General features: G+C 43.6%; 18 protein-coding genes and 16 tRNA genes. 32 read left to right on the forward strand and 2 right to left on the reverse strand.

The annotated features are described in order from the left end of the window. Positions 1-81 precede the first annotated feature (81 nt). The 21 genes from QFZ81_RS03720 to QFZ81_RS03820 all read left to right on the forward strand — a co-directional run bounded on the left by QFZ81_RS03720 (position 82) and on the right by QFZ81_RS03820 (position 8443). Positions 82-157: transfer RNA gene (locus QFZ81_RS03720), tRNA-Asn, on the forward strand. Between the two features lie 3 nt (positions 158-160). Next, positions 161-252 (forward strand) — tRNA-Ser (locus tag QFZ81_RS03725). A gap of 15 nt (positions 253-267) precedes the next feature. Then, a tRNA-Glu gene (locus tag QFZ81_RS03730) sits at positions 268-342 on the forward strand. A 13-nt stretch (positions 343-355) separates the two neighbouring features. After that, positions 356-431, forward strand: a tRNA-Val gene (locus QFZ81_RS03735). 52 nt (positions 432-483) lie between these two features. Then, positions 484-560: transfer RNA gene (locus tag QFZ81_RS03740), tRNA-Met, on the forward strand. Positions 561-591: 31 nt separating this feature from the next. Then, positions 592-668, forward strand: a tRNA-Asp gene (locus QFZ81_RS03745). A gap of 19 nt (positions 669-687) precedes the next feature. Further along, positions 688-763: transfer RNA gene (locus QFZ81_RS03750), tRNA-Phe, on the forward strand. 18 nt (positions 764-781) lie between these two features. Beyond that, positions 782-857: transfer RNA gene (locus QFZ81_RS03755), tRNA-Thr, on the forward strand. Positions 858-866: 9 nt separating this feature from the next. Further along, positions 867-948: transfer RNA gene (locus QFZ81_RS03760), tRNA-Tyr, on the forward strand. A gap of 12 nt (positions 949-960) precedes the next feature. Further along, positions 961-1034, forward strand: a tRNA-Trp gene (locus QFZ81_RS03765). Positions 1035-1059: 25 nt separating this feature from the next. Continuing rightward, positions 1060-1132, forward strand: a tRNA-His gene (locus tag QFZ81_RS03770). Between the two features lie 22 nt (positions 1133-1154). After that, positions 1155-1226 (forward strand) — tRNA-Gln (locus QFZ81_RS03775). An 8-nt stretch (positions 1227-1234) separates the two neighbouring features. Then, positions 1235-1309 (forward strand) — tRNA-Gly (locus QFZ81_RS03780). Positions 1310-1319: 10 nt separating this feature from the next. Continuing rightward, positions 1320-1393 (forward strand) — tRNA-Cys (locus tag QFZ81_RS03785). Positions 1394-1402: 9 nt separating this feature from the next. Next, positions 1403-1491 (forward strand) — tRNA-Leu (locus tag QFZ81_RS03790). 20 nt (positions 1492-1511) lie between these two features. Further along, positions 1512-1590, forward strand: a tRNA-Leu gene (locus QFZ81_RS03795). A 153-nt stretch (positions 1591-1743) separates the two neighbouring features. After that, positions 1744-3489: a sensor histidine kinase gene (locus tag QFZ81_RS03800; protein ID WP_307601488.1), complete on the forward strand. Its 1746-nt coding sequence runs from the start codon at positions 1744-1746 to the stop codon at positions 3487-3489. After that, the gene (locus tag QFZ81_RS03805) at positions 3482-4783 is read left to right on the forward strand and encodes a response regulator transcription factor (RefSeq protein ID WP_307447963.1); all 1302 of its coding nucleotides are present in this window, start codon (positions 3482-3484) and stop codon (positions 4781-4783) included. Before QFZ81_RS03800 ends, QFZ81_RS03805 begins: the two co-directional genes overlap by 8 nt. Before the next feature lie 172 nt (positions 4784-4955). Further along, positions 4956-5933, forward strand: a complete 978-nt coding sequence (locus QFZ81_RS03810; protein ID WP_307447961.1) for an ABC transporter permease — start codon at positions 4956-4958, stop codon at positions 5931-5933. 33 nt (positions 5934-5966) lie between these two features. Then, complete coding sequence (locus tag QFZ81_RS03815) at positions 5967-6857, forward strand: carbohydrate ABC transporter permease (protein WP_307447960.1); 891 nt, start codon at positions 5967-5969, stop codon at positions 6855-6857. A 53-nt stretch (positions 6858-6910) separates the two neighbouring features. After that, the gene (locus QFZ81_RS03820) at positions 6911-8443 is read left to right on the forward strand and encodes an ABC transporter substrate-binding protein (RefSeq protein ID WP_307601489.1); all 1533 of its coding nucleotides are present in this window, start codon (positions 6911-6913) and stop codon (positions 8441-8443) included. A 112-nt stretch (positions 8444-8555) separates the two neighbouring features. Here the strand turns inward: QFZ81_RS03820 and QFZ81_RS03825 are convergent, their stop codons facing one another. Next, entirely contained in the window at positions 8556-8669 is a 114-nt protein-coding gene (locus tag QFZ81_RS03825; RefSeq protein ID WP_307447954.1) for a YjcZ family sporulation protein, read from the reverse strand. 189 nt (positions 8670-8858) lie between these two features. Between QFZ81_RS03825 and QFZ81_RS03830 the strand changes: the two genes are divergently transcribed. Together QFZ81_RS03830 and QFZ81_RS03835 are read left to right on the forward strand one after the other, a co-directional pair. Then, a complete protein-coding gene (locus tag QFZ81_RS03830; RefSeq protein ID WP_307601491.1) occupies positions 8859-9629 on the forward strand; it encodes a class I SAM-dependent methyltransferase in 771 nt (256 codons plus the stop codon). 74 nt (positions 9630-9703) lie between these two features. Next, entirely contained in the window at positions 9704-10918 is a 1215-nt protein-coding gene (locus QFZ81_RS03835; RefSeq protein ID WP_307601492.1) for an ROK family protein, read from the forward strand. On the opposite strand, the gene QFZ81_RS03840 is transcribed toward QFZ81_RS03835, so the two are convergent. After that, positions 10908-11702 (reverse strand): alpha/beta fold hydrolase, encoded by a 795-nt coding sequence (locus tag QFZ81_RS03840; RefSeq protein ID WP_307601493.1) that lies wholly within the window; start codon positions 11700-11702, stop codon positions 10908-10910. The genes QFZ81_RS03835 and QFZ81_RS03840 overlap by 11 nt on opposite strands. Positions 11703-11937: 235 nt before the next feature. On the opposite strand from QFZ81_RS03840, the gene QFZ81_RS03845 reads away from it, so the two are divergent. The 9 genes from QFZ81_RS03845 (at position 11938) to moaA (ending at position 20652) form a co-directional block, all read left to right on the forward strand. Then, a complete protein-coding gene (locus QFZ81_RS03845; RefSeq protein ID WP_261304497.1) occupies positions 11938-12321 on the forward strand; it encodes a hypothetical protein in 384 nt (127 codons plus the stop codon). A 111-nt stretch (positions 12322-12432) separates the two neighbouring features. Continuing rightward, positions 12433-13668, forward strand: a complete 1236-nt coding sequence (locus tag QFZ81_RS03850) for an MDR family MFS transporter (protein ID WP_307447938.1) — start codon at positions 12433-12435, stop codon at positions 13666-13668. Positions 13669-13799: 131 nt separating this feature from the next. Beyond that, positions 13800-14522 carry a response regulator transcription factor gene (locus QFZ81_RS03855; RefSeq protein ID WP_307601494.1) on the forward strand — a complete coding sequence of 241 codons (723 nt, stop codon included), beginning with the start codon at positions 13800-13802 and terminating at the stop codon, positions 14520-14522. Then, positions 14519-15562 carry a HAMP domain-containing sensor histidine kinase gene (locus QFZ81_RS03860; protein ID WP_307601495.1) on the forward strand — a complete coding sequence of 348 codons (1044 nt, stop codon included), beginning with the start codon at positions 14519-14521 and terminating at the stop codon, positions 15560-15562. The genes QFZ81_RS03855 and QFZ81_RS03860 overlap by 4 nt, the downstream gene beginning before the upstream one ends. 648 nt (positions 15563-16210) lie before the next feature. Continuing rightward, entirely contained in the window at positions 16211-16639 is a 429-nt protein-coding gene (locus QFZ81_RS03865; RefSeq protein WP_307447932.1) for a DUF2269 family protein, read from the forward strand. Positions 16640-16851: 212 nt separating this feature from the next. After that, positions 16852-18210 (forward strand): molybdopterin-dependent oxidoreductase, encoded by a 1359-nt coding sequence (locus tag QFZ81_RS03870; RefSeq protein ID WP_307447929.1) that lies wholly within the window; start codon positions 16852-16854, stop codon positions 18208-18210. A gap of 80 nt (positions 18211-18290) precedes the next feature. After that, positions 18291-18950: an MOSC domain-containing protein gene (locus tag QFZ81_RS03875; protein WP_307601497.1), complete on the forward strand. Its 660-nt coding sequence runs from the start codon at positions 18291-18293 to the stop codon at positions 18948-18950. Next, entirely contained in the window at positions 18947-19558 is a 612-nt protein-coding gene (gene mobA / locus QFZ81_RS03880; RefSeq protein WP_307447922.1) for a molybdenum cofactor guanylyltransferase, read from the forward strand. Before QFZ81_RS03875 ends, mobA begins: the two co-directional genes overlap by 4 nt. A gap of 89 nt (positions 19559-19647) precedes the next feature. Beyond that, on the forward strand, positions 19648-20652 hold the full coding sequence (gene moaA / locus QFZ81_RS03885; protein ID WP_307447919.1) for a GTP 3',8-cyclase MoaA: 1005 nt from the start codon (positions 19648-19650) through the stop codon (positions 20650-20652). Positions 20653-20667 lie beyond the last annotated feature (15 nt).

Consider the following 20667-nt stretch of genomic DNA (forward strand, 5'->3'; position numbering starts at 1 on the left):
AAAACCTAAGAGCTGTACCTTTACGCAAGTTTCGTATCTAGTTTTCAAGGAATAAATCCTTGAAGTGAACATTGTTTTTATTCCCTGATAGCTCAGTTGGTAGAGCACTCGACTGTTAATCGAGTTGTCACAGGTTCGAGTCCTGTTCGGGGAGCCATATGGAGAGGTGTCCGAGCTGGCCGAAGGAGCACGATTGGAAATCGTGTAGGCGTCACAAGCGTCTCGAGGGTTCGAATCCCTCTCTCTCCGCCACTATCTTTCTAGCAAGGCCCGTTGGTCAAGTGGTTAAGACACCTCCCTTTCACGGAGGTAACAGGGGTTCGAGTCCCCTACGGGTCACCATTAATACTCTCATGGAGGCTTAGCTCAGCTGGGAGAGCATCTGCCTTACAAGCAGAGGGTCGGCGGTTCGATCCCGTCAGCCTCCACCATGATTCCTTAGCAAGACTTGCTTTACTAGGATTCATCATATATGCTTAATGACGCGGGGTGGAGCAGCCCGGTAGCTCGTCGGGCTCATAACCCGAAGGCCGCAGGTTCAAATCCTGCCCCCGCAACCAATCTTCTTATTGAAGATCTTGTACTTAGCATGGAGCTGTGGTGTAGTGGCCTAACATGCCTGCCTGTCACGCAGGAGACCGCGGGTTCGAATCCCGTCAGCTCCGCCATTTTTTCAAAATCAAGTAAGGCTCGGTAGCTCAGTCGGTAGAGCAGAGGACTGAAAATCCTCGTGTCGGCGGTTCGATTCCGTCCCGAGCCACCATTTTTACAAACTTAATATGCCGTTGTAGCTCAACTGGTAGAGCAACTGACTTGTAATCAGTAGGTTGGGGGTTCAAGTCCTCTCGACGGCACCATTGCTTTGTGGAGGCTTAGTGAAGTGGCTAAACACGGCAGACTGTAAATCTGCTCTCTTCGAGTTCGGTGGTTCGAATCCATCAGCCTCCATTTACTTTTTCTAGGGGCATAGTTTAAGGGTAGAACAAAGGTCTCCAAAACCTTTGGTGTGGGTTCAATTCCTGCTGCCCCTGCCAAAAAAGTAAGAAACTTAATATTGTGGCGGTCGTGGCGAAGGGGTTAACGCACTGGTTTGTGGATCCAGCATTCGCGGGTTCAAGTCCCGTCGTCCGCCCATTATTACCCAAGTAACATAATGGGGATTAGCCAAGCGGTAAGGCAACGGACTTTGACTCCGTCATGCCAAGGTTCAAATCCTTGATCCCCAGTTTTATATGCGGAAGTGGCTCAGCGGTAGAGCATCGCCTTGCCAAGGCGAGGGTCGCGGGTTCGATCCCCGTCTTCCGCTCCATTATTACTAAGGCGCCATAGCCAAGTGGTAAGGCAGAGCTCTGCAAAAGCTTTACCCCCAGTTCGAATCTGGGTGGCGCCTCCACATTTATTAGCCGGAGTGGCGGAATCGGCAGACGCACAGGACTTAAAATCCTGCGGTAGGTGACTACCGTACCAGTTCAAGTCTGGTCTTCGGCACCATTATCTTTACAACTTCATATGCCGGCATGGCGGAATGGCAGACGCGCTCGACTCAAAATCGAGTCCGAAAGGGTGGAGGTTCGAGTCCTCTTGCCGGTATGGAGCAAAAAAAGGACATGAAATCATTTGATTTCATGTCCTTTTTTATATCCATACAATATAAAATTTAATGCGTTTGAATCCTATACAAATGTCGTGAAATCGAGAAAATACTTCATATAATTTCTGGCATATCCTGGAAGGAGGATGGGTGTGAAAAATTCCTTGCGCTTCAAATTCGTTGCTGGCTTTCTAATTATAATTATTCCGCTTATATTCTTTCTATTATTTAATAATTTGTATGCAATAACTGTCGTACGAGAGCAAGTCTCCACGACAAATAGCAACTTACTTGCGCAGCACGTAAAGCAAATCAATAAGATGTTTGCTGAAACTAATACCTATCTATATGATTTATGGGACAACGAAATTGACATTAATCAGCTTAATGATCTTACATTCGGTACGGACGAGTATTTACTAACTAAAAAAAGAATAGTTAATCGCTTTCAAACGAACCTCAATTATTTTTTTCTGCTGGATACCATATTTCTTTTTAATGACCAGACACAGGATGTGACCTTTGTAACAAAACAGGATTATTATTTTCAGCAGAAGCTAATTGTGGAAACAGTTCCAATAGAAATGGCGGATCAGAAAAATGTGGACTCGCCGGTATGGCGGTTAATTCAATTTGAAAATCGAACGGTCTTAATGAAAACTACGCGCCTGACGAACAATCTCATCGCGGGGGCGATCGTAAATACAGATAGCTTGGTCGCTTCGTTAGAGTTTTTGGATATGGGGACAACCGGCGGTGCAGTCATACTTACCAAAAATGGGGCTGTCGCTTCACATACGACTCTTGGAGCTTCGGAACTAAAGGGAGCAGTTGAAGCAGTACCTCATCTTAATAATACGTACCAAATTGTTACCGATCCAAAGGACAATAATAAATATTTGCTGATTAGTGTTTTTTCTGAAATTGCAAACATTAATTACACCGTAATGATTCCCGAAGGAACTATGCTGAAACATCTTCCATTCTTTCAGATAGCGGTATATTTTATCCCTCTGTGCGGGATATTGATTCTGCTTTTTTACTTATACTTTCTGCGAAGTGTCTTATTGAAGCCAATGAATTCATTGATGCGTGGGATGAATCGTATTATGCGAGGCGATTTAAACATTCGATTGAATGAAAATCACTCTAGTGAATTTTCTTTTTTGATAGGCACGTTTAACAATATGGTTACAGAGATTTCAAAGTTGAAAATAGATGTTTACGAGGAAAAAATTCGTACACAGGAGGCTGAATTTGGGCTGCTGCAGGTGCAAATCCGACCTCATTTTTATTTGAATTCACTGAATATAATCTATAGTTTAGCTGCTATTAAGGAATATGCTTTGATACAAAAAATGACACAGCATTTAGCTGAATACTTTCGTTTTATAACGCAGACTAAGCAAGGAACCGTGACACTGGAAGCTGAAATCAGACACACTCAAAATTATTTGGAGATTCAGAAGCTGCGGTTTCCTAACCAACTCATTTATGAGATTGAACTTCCGGATCGATATCGGAAATGTGATATCCTGCCTTTGACGATTCAAACTTTTGTTGAGAATAGCATCATTCATGGATTTACGGATCGAAGAGAGTTGTTTACGGTTCGGATCATTATTACTGCAGATGAACAAGATTTCTTGTGGATAGAAGTTAGTGATAGCGGAGTCGGATTTTCTGAGACTTTCTTGAAGAAGCTGAAAGAAGACCGTTACGAGGATGAATTATTTGCAGAAGGCCATCTAGGCATCCAGAATGTAATAAAAAGGCAGCGTATCAGATATAAAGGAAAAGCACAATTGTTGTTTAACAATGGCAAAGTCAGAGGTGCTGAAGTTAAATTAGGTATACCAATGAGTTATTGTGTAAATGAGGAGGATGAAGATGTATAACTTGTTGGTTGTGGATGATGAGTTATATGCAGTCAAAGGTATTACTCAAGGCATTGATTGGTCAGAGATTGACATTTCAGAAGTTTTTGAGGCGTTTAATGCAGAGGAGGCCAAAGAACGATTTACTTTATCCGCAGTAGATATCGTAATTTGTGACATAGAGATGCCTTCAAGCAATGGTTTAGAACTATTAGAATGGATTAAAGAAAATTATCCGCAAACAGAAACGATTTTTGTGACAGGACATGCAGACTTTAGTTATGCACGCAGAGCGATTCACCTAGGCAGTTTTGATTATTTGTTGAAGCCTGTTAATTATGAAGAATTAAAGGCTGTTGTTAGCCGTGTCATACAAAAACTTATTATAGATCGAACTTACAAAAAATACTCTTCATTGTTTGAATCCCATAAACCTCTTATGGAGGAAAGATTTTGGCAAGAATTTTTTGCAAATCGAATGTCTCCTTCGGAAACACAATTAGAAGAGCTTATTACAAAATATCAATTGAATATTTCATCCCAATTTTCAATACTGCCTATTTTAATAAGTGTAGAATTGTGGCAAAAGGAGTTGACAGTACGTGAAGAGGAAATACTGGAATATGCACTGCGAAATGCAGCTTCCGAGTTAATTATAAAAGGAGATCAGGGCTGTGTTATTCAAGATCGAAGAGGACATAATATCGTTATACTTTATGAAAAACATGGCGAAAGTATGGATATAGAGGAACTTACACGTCGGTGTGAAAGTTACTTATCGGCTTGCAATCAATACTTTTATTGTCATTTGTCCTGCTATGTCGGCACAGTCTCAACGTTCCATAATCTGCTCAAAACGTATGTATCGGTTTTGGAAATGGAACGCAGCAATGTTACACAATCCAACAAAGTGTTAGCGCAATTTAATCAATGGTCTCAGCGCATTGTCACACTAGGAACAGACATCCTACAAGTAGAAGATAGAGAAAAAGCATCCGTCATCCAAAAAATATACGATTATATTGATGAGCATTTGCAGGATGAACTTAGTAGAGAGCAAATTGCAGAATATGTACACTTTAATTCAGCGTATTTATCTCGGTTGTTTCGAAAAGAAACAAACACCTCGTTAACGGACTACATTCTGGAGAAAAGAATGAACAAAGCAAAGTTACTTTTGATCTCCACAAATATTAAAATAAGTGATGTTTCCTCTCTGGTTGGCTATGGTGATATCCCTCATTTTACTAAAATGTTTAAAAGAAATGTCGGATTAACTCCACAGGAATTTCGAAAGAGTAAATCAAAAGTGTAAATAACATAAAGAATGACTCTTGGTTTTGCAGCCAAGAGTCTTTTTATTTATGTCATAATAACACAAGTTGATAAGTCACTTTTACCAGTAGAGTAGAAAGATCAAGCACCTTATAATAAGTAATAGAAGATGCAAGATGCTAAAGCTTGCCGGATAATAGGAGGGTTTTCAAATGAACCAGGAGGCTAGTATAACAGTACCTGCAAAACCTGTAAAACGAAGTATTCGTAAAAAGAACGATGGCCTTCGTCATATTTTGCAATATAAAGCGCTTTATCTTATGTTTATGCCGGGTGTTATATTTCTACTCATTAACAATTACTTTCCGATGTTTGGCGTAATTATTGCTTTTAAAAACGTGAATTATACCGATGGAATTTTGCATAGTCCATGGGTGGGATGGACAAATTTCAAGTTTTTATTCAGTACCTCAGATGCTTGGGTTATTACCCGCAATACACTGCTCTATAACGCATTGTTTATTGTGTTAAATCTTGTGTTCGGTGTCGGTCTTGCTATTTTGTTTAATGAAGTTAAAAGTCGAATTGCAGGAAAAATGTATCAATCGATAATTTTTTTACCTTACTTCTTATCGATGGTAATTGTTAGTTATATCGTCCTTGCTTTCTTAGGGGTGGAAAATGGATTTATTAATAAATCGATCTTGACTCCACTAGGATTTGAAGCCATCGATTGGTACTCGGAAAACAAATACTGGCCGTATATACTTCCTCTTGTGAATACATGGAAAAGCATAGGTTATTTCTCACTCATTTATCTTGCTGCGATTATCGGTTTTGACAGTGATTACTATGAAGCTGCAACTATCGACGGGGCATCCAGGTGGCATCAAGTACGTTATATAACGATTCCATTATTATATCCAATAATTATCATAACGACTTTGCTTGCTATCGGTAGAATTTTCTATTCGGATTTCGGTCTGTTCTTCCAAGTTCCATTAAATTCAGGATCGATTTTCCCAACAACTAATGTGATTGACACCTATGTATATAGAACGTTCCAAACGAATGGTGATATCGGAATGTCCTCTGCTGCCGGGCTTTATCAAGCTGTTGTCGGAATGATTTTAGTATTAACGACCAACGTTCTCGTGAGAAAATTTAGCCGAGAGAATGCACTCTTTTAGAACAAGAAATCGGTAACTTTTAGGGGGATCAAAATGGCGAAATACAAATTATCGCAGTTATTGCTGCATCTGTTTTTTATCTGTTTATCCTTGGCTTGTCTACTTCCGGTACTTTTAGTCATTAGCATTTCTTTCTCGGATGAGAATACGGTTGTTGCGAACGGTTTTAAATTCTACCCGGAGAAGTTCAGTCTGGATGCATACAGTTTTCTTTATAATCAATTATCTCAAATTATTACAGCTTATGGGGTCACGATATTTGTAACCGTTGTAGGAACTTTGCTTAGCCTGCTGTTAATCGCACTTTATGCGTATCCCTTATCTAGAAAGGAACTCCGACATCGGAATAAATTCGCGCTTTTCATATTTTTAACGATGATCTTTAACGGCGGTTTGGTTCCTTGGTATCTGGTATATGTGAATTTATTACATCTTAAGGATTCGGTTTGGTCACTTATTATACCTTTGTTTCTTCAGCCATTTTTTGTGATTATCATGCGGACTTTTTTTCAAACGACCATTCCTGACTCTATCATTGAATCCGCAACCATTGACGGCGCGAGTGAAGTGAAGATATTTTATAAAATTATCCTTCCTTTATCACTTCCGGTGCTCGCAACAATCGGATTATTCAATACTTTGAACTACTGGAATGACTGGTTTCTCAGCTTGATCTTTATCACGAAAGGCAACGGAATAAGTTTGCAATATTTAATGTATAAAACGCTGCTAAATATTCAATATTTAACAACGAATGAGAATGCTGCCAGCCAATTATCGAAAATGGGTGCAGTCGTTAATCTCCCTTCGCAAACACTGCGGATGGCAATGGCAGTAGTAGGTATTGGACCTATCATATTCGCTTATCCTTTCTTCCAAAAGTATTTTGTTAAAGGTTTGACCATCGGTGCTGTGAAAGGCTAGTTCCGGATCACTCCGGTTTAGTATATATATGTAAAAAATGGGAGGGTTTACTAGTGAAAAAGAATTTAGGTTCTATAAGTTTGGTTTCTTTGTTAGCACTTAGTATGGTAGCCGCGGGTTGTGGGAAGGAAAGCACGACTTCTACGCCAGCGCCGGCAGCATCTGCCGCAGCAACAACAGCAACAACAAAAGCAAATGAACCAACGGCTGAAATACAGCTTATGTTTCCTGGAACCCCACAGAAAGATGTTGCATTGGTCGAAGCCGAAGCTAACAAATATTTAAAAGATAAACTGAACGTTACCCTCAAAATTAATGCTGTTGACTGGGGACAATGGGATAATAAATTAAACTTGATGATCGCCTCAGGCGAACCGTCCGATATTGTTTTCACAGCTGCATGGCAAAGATATGCGATCAATGTAGCAAAAGGCGCTTTCTTGGATCTTGGACCGCTGATTGATAAAGATGCTCCTGAACTTAAGAAGGAGCTTGATCCTGCTTTCTTTGAAGGTTCCAAAATTAATGGTAAAAACTACGGAATTCCTACAAATAAGGAATTGGCTGCAACGCGGGGTGTTGTCTACCGTCAAGATTTGGCCGATAAATATCAGTTAGACGTATCCAAAGTAAAAACGTGGGCTGATTTAGAGCCGCTATTAAAAGTGATTAAAGAAAAAGAGCCTACAATTACTCCTTTCTTTATGGCTGCTACAAGCAATGGAGTTTTTGATGGCTTAGATTGGGATTATTTGGGTGATGGGGCTATTCCTGGTGTGATAAGTAAAACGGATAAATCCACCAAAGTTTTGAATCAATTGGAGACTCCTCAATATGTAGACGTGATGAAGCTTACCCGTTCGTGGTACAAGGCGGGTTACATTAATAAAGATGCGTCTACAAGTACGGTGACCGTTGCCGATCAAGCAAAAGCGGGAAAAGTATTTATGTGGGCAGAAGGTCTGAAGCCGGGAAAAGCTGCTGAAATGGAAGGTTATGTTGGCTTCAAGCTTGGACAAATTGATTTGACAGTACCTACGATTACGACCGGCGATGCTTCCGGCGCGATGTTGGCTATTTCGAAATCATCTAAAAATCCGGATAAAGCCATGAAAGTGATTGGACTTTTACACAACGATAAGTATTTGAACAACTTAATTAACTTTGGTATTGAAGGTAAACATTATGTCAAAAAATCGGATAATGTCATTGATACAGCACCTGGAATTGATCCCAAAAATCATCCTTATAACCCAGGTGCACAATGGGAACTTGGCAACCAATTCTTGAACTACCTGATGTCTAATGAAAATCCTAAGAAATGGGATTTGTTTAAAGAATTTAATGCCAAAGGCATTAAATCTCCTGGTCTAGGTTTCTCGTTTGATGCGGAACCGGTAAAAACCGAAATCGCTGCTGTAACTAACGTAAGCAAGCAATACGAAGCAGCAATAAGAACGGGTTCAGTCGATCCAGATGAAAAAATTGCCGAGTATTTGGCGAAACAAAAAGCAGCTGGCGTCGATAAGATTATTGCAGAAAAACAAAAACAATTCGATGCTTTCTTGGCAGCAAACAAAAAATAAGTTAGATAAACTGCGTGAGAATGGCATCAAACCTGTCTGTACATGTAGAAGGAGCTCGGTTCAAATGAACCGAAGCTCCTTATTTTCTTGCAATATTCCTAATGATTTATGATTACCAAGCGTAAGTCATAGTTACGATTACAAGCAAAATGAACAATACGAGAACAGCAGCAGAGGAAGAATATCCACCGCCATATCCAACACCAGCACCAGCAGCAACACCCATTTATGTCACCCCCCATCTGAAGGAATGCTCTCTGTGAAATCGGATGAGAGACAATATTATCCTATGGGGAGAGGGGATAATTTGATTGGGTATTTAGCCTAAAAGAAGTTGAAAACATGCGCTTTTAGGCGAGCGCCTTTTTTTCCAAAAATGGTTCAAGAATCTGAACATGAGGCGACAGCCCTCCATATGGTAGAAAAGAGAATGATATGCCATTGTGGAGGTGTAAGTGCTATCGAGTACTTAGATATGTTAGCCAAATTAGGAGTGGGCAATGCGCATCCCGGGGGTTTCGGAGAAACGATTGAGCAATTGAAGAAGTATCCCATTGAGAAAGGGAAGCGCGTGCTGGAGGTCGGATGCGGGACTGGAAGAACGGCATGTTTCCTGGCTGAGCAAGGATGCGAAGTAACAGCGGTCGATATTCGCCCAGAAATGATTGCGAAAGCGATCATAAGAGCTGAGAAACAGGGGGTACAGGTGCAATTCATGGTTGGGGATGTATGCCAATTACCCTTTGATGATCATACTTTTGATGTTGTGATGGTGGAGTCAGTGACGAATTTTGCCGATGCTCAGAAAGCTGTATCCGAGTATTACAGGGTACTTAAATCCGAAGGTAAGCTCTATGATCGAGAAGTCATCCGAATCAAACAGATGTCCCCAGGAGTTCATCGGGCGCTGTGCAGCTTCTATGGGGTAAGTAAAATATATAGTATGGATGAATGGCGGGAGCTGTTGGAAAAGAGCAGGTTTGTACCCGTGGACTTCTCAGGGATACATTCATTCCCGCTTACGATGTTCGAAGATCAAGTTCAACATCCGGATCCTGTTCACTTATCTGATAAGCAGTCGTTTATGGATCCGCGGATTTGGCAAATCACAGCCAAATACGATGAGCTCGTCAATAAATATCATTCCTATATGGGCTATACCCTCATGATTGGATCGAAGGAATAAGGGGAAGACAAGGAAGGATTTTGGCTTCCCAATGGCGAAATATATGAGAAAGATTATCATTGGGGGCTGCTTCTTTGAACGTAGATGTCATAACGGAACGTATTCCAAATCGTAAGGCGAAAGAAATCTATGAGCGAATTTGTCGTCAAACAACGGTTTCCAAAACGGAATTATTAGAGCAAAGCGGGATGACGGTATCTACGTTGACGCGGCTTTTGGAGGAACTGACGATTCAAGGACTTATCCTTGAATCTGGTTTCGGTGCTTCAACAGGTGGGCGTAGGCCAATTCTGTATGAAAAGAATCCAGCCTATGCTTATGTATTTGGTTTGGAAATATCCAGAACATTGTCCAAGCTCGTTCTTGTCGATCTGGGAATGAAGAAATTGGACACACGGAGCTGGACGATGACGGCTGAGATGACGCCTGATGTGCTGATTCGTCTTATCGTGGAAGAAGTGCAAAGGATGTTAGCCACGCACCAGATACATTCTTCATCGGTGCTGGGAATAGGGATTGGTGCTGTTGGTCCTGTGGATCGATTATCAGGTACCATCTTAGAGCCGTCCTATTTTCCAGCAAAAGGATGGAGAAATGTTGAGATTTGCAGGCAGCTAACAGGAGAGCTAGGTATTCCCGCACTGCTGGATAATGGAGCTAATACGGCCATCCTAGCTGAATCATGGCATCAACGTACGCAGAGCTTTAAGCATCTGCTCTATATTCATGCAGGAATTGGTTTGCGCTCCTCCATGGTTTCGGAAGGAAAGGTTATTTACGGTGCGGTCGATATGGAAGGCTCTGTTGGCCAAATGATTATTCAAACGGATGGTGTTCCCCATCGTAATAGATCAGGCAACTATGGAGCATTGGAGTCGTATGCTTCTTTATATGCCATCGAGAAGGCGGCTCGATCTGCATTGAAGCAGGGTCGATCCACGGTGTTATCCCATTTGGTTGATGACCCCGAGCATGTCACTTACTTGCATGTTCTAGAGGCGCTCAAAAAAAATGATCCCCTAGTTGTGGAGATCATCACGGAGGCTGCCACCTATTTTGGCATTGGACTAGCTAATTTGCTAAATATTTTACACCCCGAGAAGGTAATCTTAGGGGGGCCGTTAATTGCGGGAGGGGAGTTGTTTTTCCAAACCGCTACGCAGGTAGCGATTCGGAAGACATACTACTACCCCACTTATCAGGTTGTTTTCAGCAAAGGGCAGCTTGGTGAGGAAGCTTTAGCGATTGGTGCAGCCGTGATGGTCATGGACCAGCTGGTTAGGCTTTAATGCCCTTTAGAAAATCAATCAGCAGCGCATTGAAAGCTTCCGGTTTTTCCATCGGCGTCAAGTGTGAGGCAGCCGATATTACATGATAGCTGGCGCCATTAATCTGGTCAGCCATTTTCTTCATGACATCCGGAGGCGCGATCGGGTCTTGTTCGCCAGCGATGACGAGAGTTGGCACCGAAATAGAGCCAAGCAGGTCGACAGAGTCCTCGCGGAATGCCATCGCAAGACATGCATGGACAAGCCCCTCTGCTGGCATCGATTCCATCACCATACTCAAGGTATCGACGAGCTTAGGGTGCTTTTGCTTCGATGGTTCTGTAATAAGTTTAGGCAGCATAGCATCTCTTGCCACCACGGACCCTTTTTCGTATAGAGAGACTGCCATGTTTAAACGATTCTTACGAGCCTCTTGTCCATCTGCTTCAGGACGAGTATTGGCCAATATAAGACCTGTGAAACGTTTTGGAGCTTTGCGTAAAAGTGCAAACGCCACATAACCACCCATGGAGAAGCCGCCAAGTGCGGCTTTTTCTATGCCCATTTTATCCATTAAAGTTAAAATGTCATTGGCATATTGGTCTATCGATATATTCGATACGGGTACATCAGACTGGCCCATGCCACGTAAATCAGGTGTAATGACACGATAGTTCCCTGACAAAGCGTCTATCTGCGATTGCCACATGCGATGATCCAATGGAAAGCCGTGCAGTAAAATAACTGGTGCTCCATGCCCTTTTTCTACGACGAACTGTTCGGCTCCGTTAATATGATGTTTCATAGTCCTTCACTCTCCATTAGATAAATTTACCACGAATAAAGTCCTAATTTGTCACCCAATAGTAGTTCGAAGGGCATAAAATAGGGGAAATTATCGAAAAAGTTATGTCTTCATACTTTCATTATGGTTAACTCATACTTCTTTAACATTTCGTTGGTATTCTCTTATTATACCTTTAGTTAGTAACCATTAACAGGCAGAACGAAACATTCATTTATGAAGTGGGGTTATTATTATGACTAAGAAACCTTGGTCCACACAGGAATTAGATAAGTTGATTCGCCTTTCCTCTGAGTGTCCTCCAGTTGTAATTGCCAGAGAACTATGTCGTCCCGTAACTTCTGTACGCAAAAAAATGCGCGAAATTGGAGTAAGTTATGTAACCGGGGAGCAATGGAAAAAAAGTCAAATTCAGTATCTCATTTCGGATGAAGGCACGACCTATAAAAATAAACATAACCTTACACAAGCACCCAAAGAAAATGAATTTGAATCTCCTGTTCTAGATGAATTCTGGACAACACTCGTGAAAATGGCCAGAGTCGCGAAAAAGAGGGGGAAAAGAGTAGATGTCCTCTCGTTTATCGATACATACCGCAAAATTCGTATTGGCGGATAACTACATAGGTAATCATTCATAAAAGGTGAAATCCGTTATAACGAGATTTTACCTTTTTCTTTTGTCAAAATACCTCTAAACTGAAAAGACTAATAACATCTAGGAGGTTGTATGCACAGGATCCCTTTGTTTTCATTGATTAGCAAGTATGATACAGCGATATGGGTTCGAGTCGTTGGGACGATTCTAACTTCATTAGCCGGATTTATGATGAGACCCTATTTGGTTTTTTATTTGTATGATAAGCTGGATGGTTCTATTTTCTTATCTATGTTGATTATCGGATTGCAGCCATTATGCGGAATTTTCGTGAATTTGTATGCAGGCAGCTTAAGCGATCGTTATGGGCGGAAGCCGATGATGCTGGCTGCGCTCATTATCCAAGCTTTCGCCATTGGCGGTTATATGTTTGCCAGTTACGTTTGGGAATTTGCTGTCATTTCGATCATTAACGGCATTGGCCATGCTATGTTTGGACCAGCTGCTAATGCACAGATTGCAGATGTTGTCCCGCAGGAGAAGCGAGCTGAAGTATTTGCTTTGCTGCACACAGCATTAAATATGGGTTCAGCATTTGGACCGCTGCTTGGACTGCTTCTATTCACATGGAATCCCACAATTATTTTCTTGACTTGCGCGGTTGCACTCTTGGCATACGCAGGGTTGGTCGTCTGGAAGGTTCCTGAGACAATGCCTGTGAAGAGTGCCGCGGAGCAGGAATTGTCTAAGACAAAGCCGAAAATCAGATGGCGGGATCATAAGCCGCTCCTTTGGATAACGCTTTTAGCCATGCCGGTATCTCTGTTGTATGCACAAGTTGAGTCTACGTTCCCACTGCATTTGCAGCAGAATTTCGAGAATTATAAGACTGTTTTCGCTGCGATCATCACCTTCAATGGCTGTGTCGTTATTGCACTGCAAATATGGATTGCAAAGCGTACAGAGCACGTTTCCGCCTATTTGGTAGTCGCTGCATCCTATCTGTTGTTCGCCATTGTGTCAGTTGGTTATGGATTTGTACCTATCTTTGCCATACTCCTTTTTGTTGAATTTTTATTTACCATTGGTGAAATGTTAAATGGTCCCCACATTCAGAAGGTGATCTCCGTTATTGCGCCAGAGGAGCATAGAGGTTGGTATTTCTCAGTGTTCGGTATGAATTGGCAGCTATCGCGCGCCATTGGGCCTATTCTGGGAGGCTTGCTATTTAGTCATTATGGCGGGAAGATGATGTTCGCCGTCTTAGCTGCCATTATTCTCATAGCCGGTATTGCTCAAACACGATATATTCGAAGTCTTAATCACAAAAAAGAGGAGCCTATTATAGAGGCTGCTTTGCAAACCTAGAGGAATGAGGCTCCCCGAAATTTGGGGAGCTTTCATACTTTTGTAAGCTTTAATGCTTTTGTAATACATACGTAAGCTTCATTTCATTGCTCTGCGGTATAATAGAATGAATGCTTGAGGAGGTATGCCGTATGGGTTCAATCGTTCTCGTGGTGGATGATGAAACGAATATTATTGATGTGTGCACCGTCTATTTGCAGCGAGAGGGGTACCAGGTTATTTCGGCGGTGAGTGGCGACGAAGCCATCCGCTTATGGCGGCTGCACAGCCCGCAGCTGATTGTTCTTGACCTCATGATGCCGGGCAAAAACGGCTGGCAAGTGTGCGAAGAAATTCGCAACGAGCAGGACGTGCCCATCATCATGTTGACGGCTCTAGGCGATGAAATGGATCGCCTCATGGGGTTAACGATGGGCGCAGACGACTACTTGACGAAGCCATTCTCGCCGCGGGAGCTGGTGCTGCGAGTGAAAGCGATTTTGCGGAGGCAGCAGCGCGGACAAGCGGAAGCTGCTAACGGTGCAGGCGCTGTGCCACCTGCGCATATCATGAAGTTTCCGGAGCTAGAGCTTAATGTGCTGCACCGGAGTGTTCGGGTGAAAGGGAAGGAAATCGAGCTGACCGTGAAGGAATTTGAACTGCTGCACCTGTTTGCTGGGCATCCGGAGCAAGTATTTTCACGCAATCAGCTGCTAAGCAAAGTGTGGGATATCGACTATTATGGCGATACAACAACGGTCACTGTCCACATTCGCAGGTTGAGAGAGAAGATCGAGCCCAATCCCTCCCAACCGCGATATATTAAGACTGTATGGGGTATTGGCTATAAATTTGAGGGTAGGGAGCCATCATGAAGCTTCGTATTTATTTGCTCATTGCGAGTGGGGTGAGTACGAGTATTATTTTGCTCACCTTGTTTATATGCTATCGATATATGTTATTGAACTGGAAGGACGTCGTCCTGTTGACGACGGTAACTCTTGGAGCAGCGAGTGTATCGATGCTCATACATTACTTCATGACGCGCCCCCTCGAGAAAGCCATTCATGCGATTACGGAGGAAACGACGCATATTTCGGAAGGGCATTTTGAGGGACAAGTGCCTAAGATTGGACCTGCTGAATTTCAAAAACTGGCAGAACAATTCAATCGAATGACGGGCAACTTGAATGAAAGCTTTCAGAAATTGCGAACCGCTGAGGCATCCCGTAAAGAACTCGTAGCGAATGTTTCACACGATTTGAGGACCCCAATGGCTTCGATTCAAGCATTCGTTGAAGCTTTGCAGGACGATGTCATTCAAGATAAAGAAACGTTTGCGCGGTATCTACAAACCATCCGGCTTGAAACAGGACGATTAGACGGACTAATTCAAGAATTATTTAAGCTATCGCAGTTGGATGCTGGAGGAACTGAATTTGTTCCTGAACGGTACCATGTCGATCATTTGCTGCTAGACGGCTTGCAAAGCTTGGCTTTTCAGTTGGAGGAAAAAAAGCTGCAAGTCGATGTCGACTTGCCTGATCGATTGCCACCGGTGGCCATTATGCCCCAGGAAATGAAGCGGGTCCTTTCTAACATTTTGGATAACGCAATTCGGCATTCTCCTGTTGGTGGGACGATTGAAATTAAAGTTGAACAGATCTCAGCGCAGTATGTGCAACTTGATATTCAGGATCATGGTCAAGGGATCGACGAAGAGGATAGCAATAAGATTTTCGATCGCTTCTATCGTGCAGATCCGTCAAGAACTCGAGCAAGCGGAGGCGCAGGTCTTGGACTTGCGATCGCCAAATCGATTGTTCACCTGCATGGAGGAACGATTGGCGTTGATAGCCATACGGGTGATAAAGGGAATGGCAGCCGATTCTGGTTTACGTTGCCGATTTATTAGTGGGGTAAGAGACTGAAAAGAGGCAGCGAGAGATTATTGCCGGAAGTTGCAAGGAGTGCGAGTAGATTGCAAGTAAACCACTAGTAGGCCAGAAGTAGGACGTAAGTAGATCAAAAGTAGATCAAAGTAGATCGAAAGTAGATCAAAAGTAGACCGCAAATAGACTGCAAGGGAAACACATATAGACCATATAGACCGCATATAGACTGTAATTGAAACGCATATGGACCGCAAGAGGGATTGTCCCTTCTTGTGGTATTTTTTGCGCGGGTAGGTTTTCTTTTGGTTCTAGGCGAAGGGGTAGGTGGGGCAGATTAGGATGGCTGGTATGATTGATTTTTTCGTTTGTAAGCGGGGGAATTGTTGTACAACGTACAACAATTCCCTAGGTTTCTGCCTTTCTAGTCAGAGATGTTGTATGTTGTACAACAATTTAAGCTTAATTCACTCTAACTGGCCACTTTGGCGCAAAATTGTTGTATTTTATGCAACATTTGCAGAGATAAGGCTAAATTTGATTGACTATTGTTGTATTTAATACAAGTTTGCTTGCTAGTCCTGGGTACCGTTTGTGGGGGAATATGAGAGATTGTTTATCATCGTGACTTAGGCACCATCGGGTTATGACCTTGCTCATTAGGGGCTGTATTGTTTCTGGGGAATATAGTGACCGCTGCTTTTTGGAAGGTTCGTGCTCATTATGGAAAGCAGGATCTTATGACCATTCATTTGACGGTTAAAAATATTATGTTAGCAGACTATGTGTTCACTGTGCCTGGAATTCTGCTGCTTCTGATTCCGGGGCATATGATGGCCTTTCAATTAGGTTATTCTCTTTTAGAATGGAATTGGGTGACGGCATCATTAATTTTATTCTCGCTTTCTGGGTTGTTATGGTTGGCCATTTTACTGCCTCTGCAGAGAAGAATGATCCGCTATAGTGAAGAATCACTGCGATTAGGGGAGCAAACGGCAGCGTATCGGCAGGTATCAAGGAAATGGGATATTTATGGGACAATAGGTACAATTTTACCTCTGATTTCGCTAATTTTAATGATTTGGAAGCCTGGCATGTAATGGTGCTGGTTTTTTTTGTTAGTCTCTTGTAAGTATTTCGTGAGGTAGTCTAATACGTAAAAAGCCCCCATCGCCACGACGTAAGTGGAGTTTGGGGGTTTCTTTAGGTTGATAGCCATGCGAATATTAGCGAATTTGTAAGCCTTTTTTAATATTTATACGTTATGATAAGAATAACGGAAAGATCGTAAATGAATGAAGGTGGTGACGGTATGGATTCAAAAAGAGGGTGGCTGAAGCAATCTTTTGGGAAGCGATTGAATGCTATTCATAGCTGGAATGCGTGGATTTTGCTGCTGCTAACTGTGACGGGCATTGTGCTGAGTATAGGTGCGATTAGGGGAGATCTGGGGAGCTTTCGTGTGACGATCAAGCAGCTTCACATTTACTTGGGTGTTGCATCGATTCTGCTCATCGCGCTTTACGCTCCGATGATTCGTAAGCATTGGCACCAGATTCGCGCGCGCCGCAATCAACGCGCGAATCTGGTGTTCGTCCTTGCTCTCCTGATCGGCTGGGCCGGATCAGGGGTGATCTTGTGGCAGTTCCGCAATCTGCCACCGGCTTTGAACAACTCGGCACTCTTCGTGCATGACCTGCTCACCTGGGTCGGAGTGCCGTATGCCGTGTACCACGCCATCTCGCGCAGCAGATGGCTCAAGCGCCAGCAGCGGCTTGAACAAGCCGCTGCCACGGCAAGACCGCCGGCATCCGCGCAGGCGGTCTCAGACCCAGCCGCCGCCAGTGCTATCGCAGCGGCGCCGAACCAGGCTCCCGTGGCGACAGAGGACGCCACGGCAAGGCGCACAGCAGCGCAGGCGGTCATCGCCGCGCTGAAGGAGTCGCCGATCACACGCGCTTCGTTCCTGCGGATAGCCGCAGGACTGCTGCTCGTGATCGCGATCGGTCCCGCCTTTTATCGCTGGATAAAAGGTGCGTTCGACACCGGCGGCTCTACGACCGCCGAATATATCGCAACCGACGGCAACCGGATGCTTCCGCCGCCGGCGCCACTGCCGGACTCCGCCGCCGTCGTGGGCGGAGGAGCGCAAGGGAATTTCCGTATTTACACCGTTACGGAAATTCCGGCTTTTTCCTCGGATACGTGGAAATTCGCGATATCCGGTTTGGTCGATAACCCCAGTGCATGGAACTGGGAAGAGTTCTTGAAGCTGAAGCGGACTGTGCAGGTTAGTGATTTTCACTGTGTGACCGGCTGGTCTGTTTACAAATGTACATGGGAGGGCATCCCGCTTAAGCAATTATTAGCTGCTGCTGGTGTTCAAGCCAAAGGAAAATATGTGAAATTTTATTCAGGAGATAAAGTGTATACAGATGCATTGTCCTTGAGCCAGGCAAACGGGGATGATATTATGGTCGCTGTGCTCATGGATGGTAAGCCCATACCGCAAAAATTAGGAGGCCCAGTCCGACTAATCGTTCCGCAAATGTATGCCTACAAATCCGTCAAATGGCTCCAAGGCATCGAGCTCATCGAGAAGGAGCATATGGGCTACTGGGAAGTAAGAGGCTACGATAACGATGCATGGGTAGATAGATCCAAAGCGTGATTTACTTTTACTCAAGTAAGCTGGTAACTGACTTTCCAAGAGGCTTTTGGTATAGTTAATACTAAGAAACTTGCTCGGAAATGAGGGACATTGCGATGGAAATCGTATCATTGAACGTTGGTTTACCACAAACAATCATGTATCAAGGGAAAGAGCTGGTTACGGGTATTTATAAATATCCGGTCAGCTCATCTTTGCATGTATCGAAGACACAGTTGGATGGAGATGGGCAAGCGGATTTAACGGTGCATGGAGGAGCTGACAAAGCGCTATGTGTGTACCCGGAGGAGCATTACGCACACTGGGAGCAAGTACTAGGTCAGAAGATGGCAGCAGGAACGTTTGGTGAGAATCTAACGGTGCGCGGTCTGCTCGAATATCAGGTTTGTATTGGTAACACCTACGCTATTGGTGACGTAATCGTTCAGGTTTCACAGCCTCGTCAACCTTGTCATAAACTAGCGAAACGTTTGGATTGGGTGGATGCAACCCTCCAAGTACAGGAAACCGGCTATACTGGCTATTATTTGAGGGTGCTTACAGAAGGCGTGATCTCTAAGAGCTCACAAGTGAGACTTATCGCCAAAGATGAAGCGGGTATAACTGTCGCCTATGCCAACCAAATCAAGTATCACGAAAAAACGAATATAGAGGCTGCTAAGCGCATTGCAGAGATACAAGCGTTATCGGCAAGTTGGAAACAATCCTTCCTAAAAAGGTTGGCGGAGCTTGGAGCATGATCACAGGTGTTATTCTTGCCGGGGGTCTCAATCGCCGTATGGGAGGAAGGTTAAAAGCACTTCTTCCCGTGCAAGGGCAGCTCTTGCTTCTTAGGCAGTTGAAGGAAATGTCGAGCATCTGTAAGCAAGTCATTGTCGTAACCAATGAACCTGAGGTATTGCTGCCTCACTTGTCTTCGGTTTCCGATATAGTCGTGCATTGTATCACGGACCATTATGTACAAAAAGGGCCCTTAAGCGGCATTCATGCCGCCTCCCTGGTTGCATCAGAGCAGTATCTATGGATTGTGGGCTGTGATATGCCTTTTATTTCTGCCGAAGCCGCAAAGGTAATGGCCATTTTATGCCAAAAAGCAAATTTGGATGCAGTTATCCCTGTGTTGGACGGTCGCGTTCATCCTCTTCATGGCATTTATTCAAGATTGGTTGGTTCCGAAGCCGAGGTGTTATTGGAGCAAGAGCAGTTTCGTTTAATGGGGCTGCTGGATCATATTGACTGGAAGCCTGTAGAGAATGATTTTTTTGAAGGGCAAAGTATCCCTACCCATTTCGCAACAAATGTGAATACTCCGGAAGAGTATGAGCAAATGTTAGCTAATCTGCCATAGAAGTTGTTTTTCCAGATAGTTCTCGCAAGGGAATCTAGGATTTTGTTATTATTTATGCCATAATGTACATAGAGAGAAGGTGAACTCCTATGCCGAAGCTGCTTATGGATCGATTCGGACGGATGCACGATTACTTGCGAATTTCTGTTACAGATCGTTGTAATCTGCGCTGTGTGTACTGTATGCCTGAAGAAGGAATGGAATTTGAACCGGATGAAAAGCTGTTAACTTTCGAGGAAATTACTGAAGTTGTTCGTGTGCTGGCAGGACTTGGTGTTCGTAAGTTGAGATTAACCGGCGGAGAGCCCCTTGTGCGCAAAAACTTGGAGCAGTTGATCGGTATGCTTTCTCAAATTCCCGGAATTGAAGATATTGCTCTGACTACGAATGGGATATACTTTGCATCGAGAGCTGAAAAGCTTCGTGCAGCTGGGTTAACCCGTGTTAATATTAGTTTGGATTCTTTGAAAGCGGATCGGTTCTCTTTGATAACCAGAGGCGGGGATATTCGTCGTGTTCTGGCTAGCATTGAAGAAGCTTACCGGGTGGGCATCACCCCGATTAAGCTCAATGTGGTCTTGATGAAAGGCATTAACGATGACGAAATTGAAGACTTTTTGCAAATGACGATTGACCGTCCTATTCAGGTTCGGTTCATCGAATACATGCCAATCGGTCACCAAGACGAGGATTGGAAAAGCCGCTATTTATCCCTGACCACGGTCTTAGATCGCTGTAAAGCCAAGGGGTGGAATGCTTCTGCCTCGGACGCGGTTTATGGAAATGGTCCCTCTCAGAACTTTCGAATTGACGGAGCTTTAGGCTCATTTGGGCTCATACACCCGATTAGTGATCATTTCTGTGAGACCTGCAATCGTCTGCGATTAACAGCGGATGGCAATGTGAAGCCATGTCTATATTGGTCAGATGAATTTAATGTGCGAAAATATATCGGGGATGACGCTGCGATGGAAGATTTGTTCTTCCGCGCTTTGGATATCAAACCACAAAATCATGAGATGGCCCAGGCATTGATGAATGAAGAGCAGTCTCATACACCAACACTTCGCCGGATGTCGCAGATTGGCGGTTAACCTTAGGAGGAACAG

The organism is Paenibacillus sp. V4I9 (assembly GCF_030817295.1).
Lineage (GTDB): Bacteria > Bacillota > Bacilli > Paenibacillales > NBRC-103111 > Paenibacillus_E.